The 13,911-nt window shown below is 38.1% G+C and carries 8 protein-coding genes; 5 read left to right on the top strand and 3 right to left on the bottom strand.

What is annotated here, in order from left to right; translation table 11 throughout:
• Nucleotides 1–427 precede the first annotated feature (427 nt).
• The 5 genes from BM179_RS14295 to accD all read left to right on the top strand — a co-directional run bounded on the left by BM179_RS14295 (nucleotide 428) and on the right by accD (nucleotide 9,885).
• Nucleotides 428–3,652 carry a SusC/RagA family TonB-linked outer membrane protein gene (locus BM179_RS14295; RefSeq protein ID WP_177219410.1) on the top strand — a complete coding sequence of 1,075 codons (3,225 nt, stop codon included), beginning with the start codon at nucleotides 428–430 and terminating at the stop codon, nucleotides 3,650–3,652.
• Between the two features lie 141 nt (nucleotides 3,653–3,793).
• The gene (locus tag BM179_RS14290; RefSeq protein ID WP_092017819.1) at nucleotides 3,794–5,128 is read left to right on the top strand and encodes a RagB/SusD family nutrient uptake outer membrane protein; all 1,335 of its coding nucleotides are present in this window, start codon (nucleotides 3,794–3,796) and stop codon (nucleotides 5,126–5,128) included.
• Between the two features lie 256 nt (nucleotides 5,129–5,384).
• Nucleotides 5,385–8,015: a T9SS type A sorting domain-containing protein gene (locus BM179_RS14285; RefSeq protein ID WP_092017818.1), complete on the top strand. Its 2,631-nt coding sequence runs from the start codon at nucleotides 5,385–5,387 to the stop codon at nucleotides 8,013–8,015.
• A gap of 38 nt (nucleotides 8,016–8,053) precedes the next feature.
• The gene (locus BM179_RS14280; RefSeq protein WP_092017817.1) at nucleotides 8,054–8,731 is read left to right on the top strand and encodes a hypothetical protein; all 678 of its coding nucleotides are present in this window, start codon (nucleotides 8,054–8,056) and stop codon (nucleotides 8,729–8,731) included.
• A gap of 311 nt (nucleotides 8,732–9,042) precedes the next feature.
• On the top strand, nucleotides 9,043–9,885 hold the full coding sequence (gene accD / locus BM179_RS14275) for an acetyl-CoA carboxylase, carboxyltransferase subunit beta (RefSeq protein WP_092017816.1): 843 nt from the start codon (nucleotides 9,043–9,045) through the stop codon (nucleotides 9,883–9,885).
• Between the two features lie 189 nt (nucleotides 9,886–10,074).
• On the opposite strand, the gene BM179_RS14270 is transcribed toward accD, so the two are convergent.
• From BM179_RS14270 to BM179_RS14260, 3 genes are all read right to left on the bottom strand, one after another.
• Nucleotides 10,075–11,232 carry an ATP-binding protein gene (locus tag BM179_RS14270; RefSeq protein ID WP_092017815.1) on the bottom strand — a complete coding sequence of 386 codons (1,158 nt, stop codon included), beginning with the start codon at nucleotides 11,230–11,232 and terminating at the stop codon, nucleotides 10,075–10,077.
• Nucleotides 11,233–11,430: 198 nt separating this feature from the next.
• Nucleotides 11,431–12,948 carry a tetratricopeptide repeat protein gene (locus BM179_RS14265; RefSeq protein WP_092017814.1) on the bottom strand — a complete coding sequence of 506 codons (1,518 nt, stop codon included), beginning with the start codon at nucleotides 12,946–12,948 and terminating at the stop codon, nucleotides 11,431–11,433.
• A 147-nt stretch (nucleotides 12,949–13,095) separates the two neighbouring features.
• Nucleotides 13,096–13,854, bottom strand: a complete 759-nt coding sequence (locus BM179_RS14260; RefSeq protein ID WP_092017813.1) for a zinc ribbon domain-containing protein — start codon at nucleotides 13,852–13,854, stop codon at nucleotides 13,096–13,098.
• Nucleotides 13,855–13,911 lie beyond the last annotated feature (57 nt).

Here is a 13,911-nt window from a genome sequence, read left to right as displayed (position 1 = left end):
TCAGCAACAGATAGTTTCCAGTAGGTGCTCATAAAAGAGGGAATAACATAATAAATAACAAGACTTTCTTCAATTATTAGTGAAAGTACCATTTTGTTTCAAACCCTGCAATATGCTTTCAGGATTAAATATTGAACGGATGTCCTGCGGAATTTTTTTTTGTAAAAAGAACGTCTTATGTTTAGCATAATATTTTCAGATAAAACCAGTATTTGCCGGATTACCGGAGAATATTCATTTTTGCTTTTTTTCTGGTCTCAAAATTGGTATGAATCTATAAAAAACAATCTTTTTTCTAAGTAAACCTTTTTTTGTATTATTTCAAGAACAAAAAAGGGTTTTACAGGTTGAATATTGATAACAATTTGTTTAAATTAAGTCACCCTTTACTTTTTAGTTTCTAATTCACTTAAACCTTATTATGCAAATGAAAAAAAATCTACTAATGAGCTTTGTATTGATGCTCGGGCTTGTTTTTCAGGCACTTGCTCAAGAGAGAGTCATTACCGGAAAAATAACTTCCGGAGAAGACGGATCAGTGCTTCCCGGTGTTAGTATCTCTGCGAAAGGAACTTCGAGAGGTGTTACATCAAATATCGACGGAACATACAAAATATCATTGCCAAATGAGGCAAAAACACTAATCTTTACTTTCATAGGATTTTCAAAGCAGGAAGTCATAATCGGATCCAAATCTGTTATTGATGTTAAAATGGCTGTAGATGTCTCTGAATTGAATGAAGTTGTTGTGGTAGGTTACGGAACCCAGACCAAACGTTCTCTGACCGGAGCACTATCCAGTGTAACAGCGAAACAGATTGCTGATATACCTATAACAAGTATTGAACAAAGTTTACAGGGACGTGCTGCCGGTGTGCAGATTACTCAAAACTCAGGTACTCCCGGCGGAGGTATTCAGGTACGTGTAAGAGGAACAAACTCTATTCAGGGAAGTAATGAACCTTTGTATGTGGTTGATGGTATTATTTTAAATACGAATAATACTACCCAGATCAGTACCGGAGGGCAGTTACTGAATCCGATCTCCGATATTCCTCCCGGAGATATTGAATCCATGGAAGTGCTTAAAGATGCTGCTGCATCCGCAATCTACGGTTCCAGGGCTGCAAACGGAGTTGTGCTTATCACAACTAAACATGGTAAATCTGGGAAAACAAAAGTCACCCTGAATTATTCCACAGGTTTTGCCCAGACCTGGAACAGAATTAATACCCTGACCGGACCTCAGTATTCAGCTCTTTTTAATGATATGGTTTTTAACCGTTTCGGTTCCATTAATTCCCAGGGACAAATTGTAGGTTTTGGAGATGTATGGCCAACTAAAGGCGCTTTAACGTCTTTTGTACAGGATTTATTGACAGGTATTCCGGAGGCGGATCGTAATGGCATCAGAACGGCTGCTTCATATGATAACCCTTCATTGACTAAATACAGTACAAACTGGCAGAATGAGATTTTCAGAACTGCTCCTATCAGAAACTATGAAATTGCCATTTCCGGTGGAAATGACAGGACGCAGTATTCAATTTCAGGAGGATATTTTGATCAGGATGGTATTGTGAGAAACTCAGGATTTACCAGATTACACGGACGCCTGAATCTTGATCATTCCGTCAGTTCTAAGTTTAAAGTAGGAACAGGTATTGGTTTGACCCGTTCTACCGTTAATCGTCTGGAAAATGATAACAACATTTATGGGGTAATTTCCACTGCAATTCTGGCTACTTCAGATGTTCCGATCAGAGATGATAAGGGAAGATACTATAAGGATCCTGCCTCAATTGTTGAAAACCCGGTTGCTGCTTTCGCTGAACCAACACAACTTGTGACAAACTACAGAGTGCTGGCAAATGCTTATGCACAATATGAACTGATTAAAGGACTAACTTTCAGATCTCAGATTGGTACGGATTATCTGACTTCTAACGAGGATCAGTATAAACCTACTACTACCAATGCAGGTGTAGGTGTAAAAGGACAGGGAACTTCAACCAGTTATACAGCTACCCGCTGGCAATGGGACAATATCATGAATTATAGCACAACAATTGCCGGAAAGCATAATATTAATGCCACAGCAGTTGCTGCCTATGAGGAACGAAATCAGGCAACCTTGTATATTCAGACAACAGGTTTCCCTAGTAATGACTTTAAAAAGAACGTATCTGGTTCAGTAAAAGTTGATGCCCAGTCGAACGGAACATCTATTGGTATTTCTTCTTATGTCGGTCGTTTGAATTACGATTATGACGGGAAATACCTTTTCAGTGCCTCAGCTCGTTATGACGGAGCTTCAAACCTCGGTAAGAACTATCGTTGGGGTTTGTTTCCATCAGTTTCAGGAGGTTGGTTGATCAGCGAGGAGAATTTTATGAAGGATGTTAAGAAAATCAGCAATCTGAAACTCAGAGCCAGCTACGGAGCAACCGGAAATAACATTATCAATACAAACAACAATACTGATAATATCAACGCAGGGAACTTCCCGTCATTAGGGCTTTATGGCTCAGGGACCAACTACATCGGACAAGGCGGTATTTCTCCGTCGCAAGTTCCTAACCCTGATCTGAAATGGGAAAAGACAAATCAGCTTGATATCGCCATCGAAATAGGCTTGTTTAACAACCGGGTTAACTTTACGGCAGAATACTACAATAAACAAACATCTGATTTATTGTATCCCGTAAATATTCCTGCAACTTCCGGATTTAGCGTAGCTACGAAAAACGTAGGGAAAATGGAAAACGTTGGTTGGGAGTTCTCTCTGAATACAAGAAATATAGATACAAAAGACTTCAAATGGTCAACAGACTTTAACATTACATTTAACAGAAATAAATTACTATCATTCAATACGGATGTGGAGCCACAGGAAGCAGGTTTTGCCAGCTGGTTAGCTGCCGGTTACCCGATCGGTTCTTTCAGAGGTTACAGAGTTGAGAAAATCTTCCAGACTCAGGATGAAATCAATGCGTTGAATACAATTGCCAATAATAAATTTGGTACCAACGGAGCGAAAGCCTATTATCAGGTAGCTGCTACTGCACCTGGTGATATCAAGTTTAAGGATTTAAATGGTGATGGCGTTATTACTGCCGCCGACCAGGAAGTTCTGGGGTCTGCTCAACCGGATTTCTTTGGCGGGATGACCAATAATTTCTATTACAAAGGTTTTGACTTATCTGTATTCCTTCAATATTCTTACGGAAACAAAATTTATAATGCAACCAGATCCTTTTCTGCTGCAATGAGCAGTGTTTTTGGCCAGACAGATGAAACACTAAGACGCTGGACTCCGCAAAATACTAATACAGATGTTCCGAGAGCTATTTATGGTGACCCGAACAGCAATAGCCGTGATTCAGACAGATGGCTTGAAGATGGTTCTTATGCCAGAATCAAGAACCTGATTTTAGGTTATACCCTTCCTGCAAAATTGATAGAAAGAACCAAATTATTCTCAAGAGTAAGAATTTACGGACAAGCTCAGAACTTATGGACATTTACAAAATACAAAGGTTTTGATCCGGAAGTAAATACATTCAGCGGAAGTAACGTGGCATTAGGAACAGACTTCCTGGTTTATCCTCAGGCAAGAACCTATACTTTTGGCGTTCAACTCGATTTTTAATTGAAATGTTAAATGTCTCATAATTAATGCGTTTTATATTTTAATTATCAGTCAATTTTATTTTCCGGGAATTTCAGCTTAAAAGACAGAAGGGAATGAGAAAATAGCTGATGTTCAAACGAAAGTCTAAATCATAAACAGATGAAAACATATATTCATAAATTAATACTGGCTGCCACGCTTGTTTTTAGTCTGGCAGGTTGTGAGGTGTTAAATCAGGAGCCCCAGTCTTCAATTACCTCCGACAAAGCTTTTCAAAGTGTTGAGGCCATTCAGGCTTCTCTGATTGGAGCTTATAATGCTTTGCAAAGTGAAAACTATATGGGTTTAAGAATCTTACTTTATCCTGACCTTCAGGGAGGTAATCTTGCTCATACAGGTTCTTTTCCGTCATTTGCCGCTATTGCACAACGTAATATTCTGGCGGATAATATTGAAATAACTAATGTTTGGGCACAAATCTATGACGGAATAAACCGTGCGAATAACATTATAACCAATGTTCCGGCATTCAATGATCCGGCTTTTGCTGACAGTAAAAATATTGTTATTGCAGAAGCCCGCTTCCTGAGAGCATATCATTATTTTACCTTGATTCGTTCATGGGGTGATGTTCCGCTTGTATTAACGCCTACAAAAGTTGCAGATGCAAGCTTGCAGGTTTCCCGTAATCCTAAAGAAGATGTGTACAAACAGATTCTGGATGATCTGACATTTGCGATTGCAAATCTGCCGATGGATTTTGCAACAGGTGATCCTTCATTTGATGTAGGAAGAGCTAATAAACTTGCTGCTTATGCTTTAAAGGCAAGAGTACATCTGTATCGTCAGGAATGGGCACTGGCTTCTGCCGCAGCAGCCTCTGCCTCTCAGGGGAAAACCCTGGAATCTAATTTCCTTTCAATTTTTGAAGATCAGAATACAAATGAATCTATCTGGGAGCTTCAGTTCAGTATTACAAACTCCAATCCGATTGCATTTTTCTTATTTAGTACGGCAAGAGGAGGAAGAAATGAGATGCGCCCGACTACGGATTTACAAAATGCCTTTACTGTGGGAGATGCTCGTAGAATTCCTACAGTTGCCTTTGATTCAAGACTGAAGTACTTCAGAATCCAGGGAAATGATAATGTGGTATTATTCAGACTTGGCGAGATGATTCTGATCCAGGCAGAAGCTGCTTTGGAAACAGGAAAGCTTGCAGATGCAGTTACGCTGATTAATCAAATCAGAAACAGAGCCGGATTATCGAACGTCAGCGATTCTATTGTGAATGATCAGGCGAAACTGAGAGATGAATTGTTCCTGCAAAGAAGGTTAGAATTAGCATTGGAAGGACATTATTACTACGATCTGATCAGAACGGGTAGAGCCTCAAAAGTATTGGCTAATTACAGCAATAACCAGGCATTGTGGCCGATTCCTCAAAGAGAAATGCTGGCTAATAAGAAACTTATTCAGAACCCGGGATATTAAATCGATTTGAGAATCTTTTAAAAAAGCCTCGCGCATTCACCTGTGCGAGGTTTTTTATGGAAAATCCCAAGGAAAATACGGAAAAGCCAATAACTTTATAGAAGGAAAAGTATTTAAGCCTGTTGAAGCATGAAGTTTGCTTAATATCTGATAGTTCTAGCTTTAAAAGCTGTTTCTTTGCCGGATGCATCGATATTGAATTTTAACCCGTAGGATTAATTTATTTGAGAAGTGTTCATCTAAAATTCTTAAGAATGTGAAAAATTTACTTTCGAAAGCTACCTTGCTTGTTTTGACTTTTACAGGCACTGTGTTTTCAGCAGAAGCACAGAAAACGCCAGCTAAAAATAATGGAGTAAGAATGGAAACCAGACCAGGTTCTATTATTTATTGCCCCGTTCCGGACCGAAATACACCATATACCCCTACGTACGTAGCCCCTCCGCAGGAGTATTTACAGAAACTTTCTCCAAATGCACGCCCGCAGGCTGATCGTTCCAAATTTATTGTAGAATATATAGATTTCCCGCAGGAAGCAAAAGCAGCTTTTCAAAGGGCAGTTGATATCTGGCAGAGCGTAATCATTTCAGATGTTCCTATAAAAATCAGAGCCAACTGGACGATTCTCGGAGATGGCATATTGGGATCGGCTTATACCACTGCAATTTACAGAGATTTTCCCGGAGCTAATAAAGCCCTGACATGGTATCCGGTTGCTTTGGCAGAAAAAATGGCCCATAAAAATCTAAATGGAGATGATCCGGATATTATAGCCAGTTTTAATGCCAATTTTGACTGGTCTTATCAAACTGTTTCCGTAAGAGGAAAAGAAGATCTTACCTCAACTGTACTTCATGAAATTGGCCACGGACTGGGATTTGTATCATCTTTCAGAGCAATCAATAACCAGACGCAGGGTTTATGGGGCTATGGATTCGGGCCTTATATTTTTGATCACTATATTGAGAACAAAACGGCACAGCAGATTATTAACCAGAAACTGTTTGAGAATCCTTCCTCAGCTCTAATGGATCAATATACAAGCAATGCCTTGTTTTTTAACAGCCCTTCCACTACCAGAAATAACAATAATACTCCGGCAAAACTTTATGCACCATATCCTTATGTAACGGGTTCAAGTATTTCTCATTTGGACGAACAGACTTATAAAGCAGGAGATAAAGATGCCCTGATGACTCCACAGGGAGCTCCCGGAGAGTTGACACTTAACCCAGGCCCTATTGTTTTAAACATGTTTAAAGACATGGGCTGGAGAGGATCTTCAATTATTCACACGCCTTTTAATGATACGGAAGATATGACAAAATCTTTTGTATTTTCTATTCAGGTAATGAGCGATACAACTTATCTTCCTGAGTCGATAAAGATGTTTTATGCCATAAATGATAATATAAAAACGAAACCTGTTCAGGCAAGTCTTACCAGGATTCCCAATACAGATACTTATACTTTTTCCTTACCTGCTTCTGCGACGGAAAGGACGATAAGTTATTACTTTCAGGGAAGTGATTTAGCGGGGAGAACAATGCTTACACCAGCTGAGGCTCCGGGAAAAGCAGATTCTACTTTTTTCTACAGATTCAAAGTAGGAGCGGATACTACCAGGCCGGTTGTGGTTTATAATAACAACATTTCTTCTATGTTTTCTACGGAAACCATCACTAAACTGCCAACCTTGAAAGGAAGTGATAACATTGGGATTGACACGGTTTATGTGGAATATTCGATTAACGGAGCTGTTCAGAAACCCTTTGGCTTAAAAAGAAGCAATGGAGATGGCATTTTAATAAGTGATTATGACGGGAATTTTGAATTTCCGGCAGGTTTGCTGAAAGGAGGAGAAAAGATTACCTACAGAATTGTGGTAAAAGATAAAGCAAAAGCAAAAAATACTACTTATAGCCCAATAACGGGAACATATGAATTTAAAGTAATTCAGATTCAGGCTCCTGTGGCAATTTACCAGACTGATTTTTCAAATCTTCAGAGTACAGACTTTTTTACAAAGGGATTTAGCATTACCACTCCGGCGAGTTTCAAGGATCCTTCTATGAACTCAGATCACCCCTATAAAGATGGCTCGGAAGAAGATGTTGACGTCGATCCTTTTACAAATACCTATTTTACCTTATTAAAGCCAGTTACTTTAAGAGCCGATACGGCAAAAATTTATTTTGATGAGGTTGTTTTGGTAGAACCAGGCGAAACAAATGCCAAGTTTTATAATTCAGATGGTTCTGTTAACCGGCAGTTTTACGATTATGTAATCGTTGAAGGCTCTTCGGATGGTGGTAAAACCTGGAAGGCATTTCAGGCAGGCTGGGATTCCAACGACAAACCTGTATGGTTGTCAGCATGGAACAGTATTGTTGACCAGGATAATAATTCCAAAGCAGTAGGGAGTCCTGCTCTTTTCCAGAAAAGACAAATCGATATGCTTAAAGCCGGATATTTTAAAGCAGGCGATAAAGTGTTGATTCGTTTCAAACTTCATGCTGACGCAGGCGCTTATGGCTGGGGCTGGACAGTAGATAATTTAAATATCCAGGGCCCTGCTCCAGGAACATCAGGAGGCAATCAGGTTCTGGGTCTGGAAGAGGAGGTAAAAACGGAGGTAAAGCTATCACCTAATCCGAATGAAACTGGTGAATTCAGAATAGAAGCCAAATTCGTAAAACCAGCCGGAAAGGTGACGCTTTCTGTAAGTACCTTAACCGGAAAAATGCTGGGAACATCTACATTTGAAGGAATCGGAACGGAGTTTACCCAGATAGTTAATCTTTCTAATCAGGCTGGAGGCACTTATTTTATTCATTTACAGGTTGGTGATGAACGCATTGTTAAAAAAGCCATTTTCCTTCGTTAAATTGAAAATATTAAACATTTCATTTGTTTGAATTATATATGAAAAAGATAGTTTTTACCGCAACTGTGTTATTGGGGATTGCCTCTGTTCATCTTTCAACAGCACAGGCTAATACCAGAAGTGGTATTGAGGCAAATTCCAATACATCCGGCAATGTTGTGATGCTTGGCCAGGATGTGCAATTTGAGAATTCTCCCTATTTATCGGATACTTTTCAGGAGGCAGTTATAATGTATAAAGATGAAAAACTGAGTAAACTCATGATTCGTTTCAATACATACAGCAATGACCTGGAATACCAGCAGGATGGGAATAATTTCACCCTTACAGAACCGACAATTGTTGGATTCAGGCTGCCGGATGGGTCCATTTTTCGGAGAGGTTTCCAGAATCTGGACAGGAAACAGACTAATCTTACCTTCTATCAGATTCTTAGTGAAGGGAATTTATCGCTGGTCAAATATCCGCATTCCAGAATGCAGAATAAAACGCAATATAATCAGGCTACCAAATTATATGCTTATGTAAGTGATGAAAGCTTTTATCTTGCTAAAATGGACGGAACGCTTGTAAAGGTAAAAAAGGATAAAAAATCTGTATTTGAAGCCATTCCTGATAAAAAAGAACAGCTTGAGGAATATCTCAGTAAAGAAAATTTGAAATTAAATAATTGGGAAAACATCATAAAACTGCTCAAATACTACAATTCTATCTAAAAGAAGTAATTCTTGTGAAGCCTTTTCTGAAAAATTCGGAAAAGGCTTTTGCATTTTCTGTATCTTTGCAACGGATTTTTGAAAAATCAGGATTTATAATTGAAATAAAGAAGTGTAATAATCTTTATTTTACCCAAAAAATCTTGGTGTAATACAATTTACAAGGCTAAATTTGTCTTGTAAATTTTGCAAAAATTAGTTTTGGTCAGAGTTTTACAGAAAAAGGGCAAGGCTCTTTTCCCTGAAATCCTCATTAATAATTTAGAACCAATTACCCAAAATACTTTCAACATTCAATTATCATCTGAACAATGTCTTGGTTTACCAGAAAAGATAAAGGGATTAATACCCCCACAGAAGCGAAACGTGAAGCTCCGGACGGGCTTTGGTATCAGTGTCCATCCTGCAAAAAAGTAATGCATACACGTGAGCACAGAATTTTGGCTTATACATGCTCTAATTGCGGATATCATGAAAAAATTGGCTCTCAGGAATATTTCGAATTGCTTTTTGATCAAACTAGATATACTGAATTAGATGCATTAATGTCTTCAGGAGATCCTCTGAACTTCGTAGATACTAAAAATTATCCTGATCGTTTAAAAGCTACAGAAAAGAAAACCGGCCTAAAAGATGCTGTTCGTACTGCTTACGGTAAGATGAACGAATTGGATATTACTGTGGCGGCAATGGATTTCAATTTTATCGGAGGATCAATGGGATCTGTGGTAGGAGAGAAAATTGCCCGTGCAATTGACCATTCTCTGGAAACAAAATCACCGTTTTTAATGATTTCGCGTTCGGGAGGTGCCAGAATGATGGAAGCAGGTTATTCTTTGATGCAAATGGCAAAAACTTCTGCCCGTTTGGCTTTGCTTGACGAAGCAGGAATTCCTTATGTATCTTTATTAACCGACCCGACAACAGGCGGTGTAACGGCTTCTTATGCAATGTTAGGGGATTTTAACATTGCCGAACCGGGAGCCTTAATTGGTTTTGCAGGCCCTCGTGTAATTCGTGAAACAATCGGAAAAGATCTTCCTAAAGGATTCCAGAGTGCTGAATTTGTTTTAGAACATGGTTTCCTTGATTTTATTGTTGACAGAAAAGATCTGAAAGATAAATTGACTTCTTTGTTTAAGATGCTTTCTTAGATCAATCAGAATATTTAGAATTAGTTATTTTTAAAGTGAATTGAAAATGGCAAATCCGGTTTAAATACCTGAGATTTGCCATTTTTTGTTGATGAATAGGTGAAAAATAAGGATTTGTGGGAGTAAGGTAAGTTTTCCTGAACATTTAGTAAGCATTTTGTTGGCTGAAAATAAACTGAATACAAAATGTTACATTTTAGGACTGCCTACAGAATATGGATATTCTTTTAGCCACTGCCAAAAATTATCCTGACTTATAACGACAGTATTGACGGGTTCGTAGCTATCAATAAATGCTTGAGGAAACCTTGTTTGCGCCTTTGGATTCCATTTGAACTCAAATGCATATATTTTACCATCTATTTCTTCAATATAATCGACTTCTGCCTGCTGTTTATTTCTCCAAAAATAAGTCCTGCCATGAAAGCCATGATAAGCTAATAGCTTTTTTCTCTCTACCATCAAAAAGTTTTCCCATAAAGCTCCAATGTCATTTCGGTTGTTTATAGGACTGAAATTACCAATTAGAGCATTTCGAATGCCATTGTCATAAAAGTATACTTTCTTTTTAGTACTAATTTCATTCCGTTCATTTCTACTCAAAGTCCCGAGTCGGTACACCACAAATGTTTGTTCAAGTAAATAGATATAATTGTCAACAGTTTTTACATCTGCTGAAACCAGACCTGCCAATTCATTGAGGGAAACTTCACTTCCTACCTGTAAGGCTAATGCCTTCAGTATTTTTTCTAAAAGTTGTGGCCGTTTCAATCCCACTAATGCTAAGACATCTTTGTAAAGATAACTACTGGAGATGTTGAGCAAAATTTCTTTGGCATCAGCCTTGTTCATAATCACTTCCGGGTACATTCCGAAAATCAGGTAGTGTTGAAATGACTGTAAATATTGAGGAATACCCTGAAACTCCATCATTTCGCTACTACTGACTGGATATAGATTGTACTCCCATTTTCTACCTGTGAGTGGTTCTTGCGTTTTATTCGCAATATTTAATGAGGACGAGCCTGTCACAATTAGTTGAATACCTAAATCAGCATCTATTAATTGTTTCAGAATCAGACCGATATCCTCAATCATTTGTGCTTCATCAAGCACTATCAGTTTTTTATTACCAAAACTTTGTTTTAAGGCTTCAAGATTAGATATTGACCATAAATTTTTAGTTGTGATATTATCTCCATTGAAATACTCAAAAGGTAAATCCAATGTTTTGGCAAGAGCTTTTGCAAGTGTCGTTTTACCCACCTGCCGCGGGCCAAAAATCAACAAAGCCTTTTTATAGTCTATTCTGCTTTCTAATTTCCTCTGCAATAATCTTGTAATCATGGCTATCAGGTTTTAACAAATATATAACTTTTATGGAATTAAATCCACAAAAACCTTAACTTTTATGGATTCCATTCCATGAAAGTTAAGGTTTTGCGGAAATCGCTATTAAAATGTGATAAACATGTCTTTAACTAAATCACCATTTAAAAAGATGTCAGGAAATTTTGTGTCAGAATTGAAGAAGCAGGGTTTGTTCTAAAATCCCATTTCATTCAGCGCTGCTTTGGCTTTATTGTCAACAGAATTCTTGTATTCATGTTTCTTAAAGGAAATTGCTTTTTCGAAAAAATACTTGGCCTTCATTCTGTCTCCTTTTTGCTGAAAGATATAACCAGTCTGAAGTGCGGCATTTGCACCGAACGACCAGTTTTGCCCGGAAGAAAGATTAATGGCCCTTTCAAAAAGCGGGACAGCCTTAAGAGAATCATCCATTCTTTGGTAAATCCTTCCTTTTCTGTAATTAAATTCAGCTTTGTCAGATAGAGATTCAAACTGAGCTTCTGTTAAATTTCCCAGAAAAGATAAGGCCTGATCGTAGTAGCCGCCATCACAAGCAAGGCGAGCCTTCATCAGAATCTTTGATTGAGGGCCGGGTTTTTTAGCAAGATAGTTCTTTGAATATTTTAAGGCTGATTTGTCGGACTCTACAATTGTTTCTCCGACTTCTTCCACCTTTTGCAGATAAGGCATAGCCTTAGTATCTTCATTGTTGAGCCAGTAGCAAAGGAATAGTTTATAATTGGCATCCTTGATGAAATTAAGGCCTTTATGATTGTTGATGTAATATAAATATCCGGTAACAGCCTGATGGTATTGACCTTTTTGTAATAAGATATCAGATTTCAGGTATTCCAGCACGGGAAGCGGAACATAACCTGGTTTTCTTTTGAGCTCCAGCAGGTCTAATGCCTCTTCGCTTTTGCCTTCTTTGATATAAGTAGTAATTCCGAAGAATTGAAACAACAGGTTATCCGGATGGGATTCTATGAAATTTTTAAAACCTGCAAGCTGCTTCTCGTTGATTTTCAGAATATAGGAATGTACAACATAGTCAATCATCTGAGCTTCATCCCTGAAAAAAGGGTCTTTTTGTATAACATTTTGTAGCTCAGTAAGTCCCTGATTGATATTGCCCCTTAAACCAAGAATATGGGCTACCCATAAATAGTTTTCAGGCGTAGAACCTATCAGAATATGCAATAAACCGAGAGATTTCTGATTAGAGATAAAGTTTGGAAACTGTTTGGCATTGGCTTCCAATAATTTATAAGCTTTAATAATATCCCCTGCACCCTTGATTTCATGGCCGAATTTTAACTTTACAAAAGCGCTGTGAAGTCTGACTTCTGCCTGCAAGAGTTTGTTGTAAGGAGAAGACTTGTCGAGACTTGAGATGAAGGAAAGCCTGTCGCTCTGCTGGTCAATAAATTCATCGTAGTCGTTCGGATTCTCTGAAGCAAGCAGCTCAATCATATCGGCATAACTTTCCAGATAGGCTCTGAAACCGTTGGGCTGGTTTTTGTCGGCCAGCAATAGATTTCTTCCTGAATAAATTCTCATTTTAAGTATTTCAGAATAGGCTTTCTGCATTTGAGGAGTCAATTCAAAATCGGCTGAAAAGCTATTGTAACTTATCAGAATGAAAAACAGAATGAAATTGAGGATTATCCGGCCAAACCTGATCGGTTTTTGCAGCAAGATGTTTTCAGACATAAAATATAGTTTATTTATAGACTTAATAGATTTTTTGGAAAAATAGGAAAAATTTCTCTAAAATAAACAATTCACAGGCCAGTAAATCAAAAAAGCCTACCGTGCGATACGGTAGGCTTTTTAAAGAACGATTTTTCAGAAAACTTATTATCGTTTACCAACAGCGGTAATTGAATCCTCAACATCAGCAAGGATACGTCCGCAGTGTTCACAAACAATAATTTTCTTTTTATCTTTAATATCTGCCTGACGCTGAGGGGGAACAAAGCTGAAGCAGCCTCCGCACGCACCACGTTTTACCATTACTACAGCAAGTCCGTTAACGGCATTGCTACGCAATTTATCGTAAGATTTTAACAGACGTTCTTCAACATTTTTGGCCGCTTTATCACGGTCTTTCATGAATTTAGTCTCTTCTTCTTCGCTTTCGCCAATGATAACACCTAATTCTTTACGTTTTGAATCAAGGTCTTTCTGACGTTCGAAAAGAACAGTCTCAGTAGAAGAAATTTCGTCGTTTTTATTTAAGATTTTAAAGTCGAACTCACGAATACGCTTATCAGCCAATTCCATCTCCAGCTGTTGTAATTCGATCTCTTTTGAAATAGCATCAAATTCACGGTTATTGCGGACATTCATTTGCTGGTCTTTGTACTTATTTACCAACTTCTCAGCTTCTTTCTTGGCATTACGATTTTTGGAGATTTCCTCTTCCAGAGAAGAAATTTCTTTCTTGAATTTAGAAATACGGGTCTCATAACCTGCAATTTCATCCTCCAGATCGCGAACTTCTTCAGGCAAATCGCCACGCACTTTTTTGATGTTATCTAAAGCGGTATCTATAGATTGAAGTTTGAGTAAACCTTCTAATTTTTGAGCAATGGTTGTTTCGGTTGCTGTTGCCATTTTGTAGTTATTCGTTGTTCGTTGTTGGTTAACAATTCAAAAGAAACATATCGTCCT

This window comes from Pseudarcicella hirudinis (assembly GCF_900115665.1).
Taxonomy (GTDB): domain Bacteria; phylum Bacteroidota; class Bacteroidia; order Cytophagales; family Spirosomataceae; genus Pseudarcicella; species Pseudarcicella hirudinis.
This window is presented reverse-complemented; position numbering and strand designations above follow the sequence as displayed.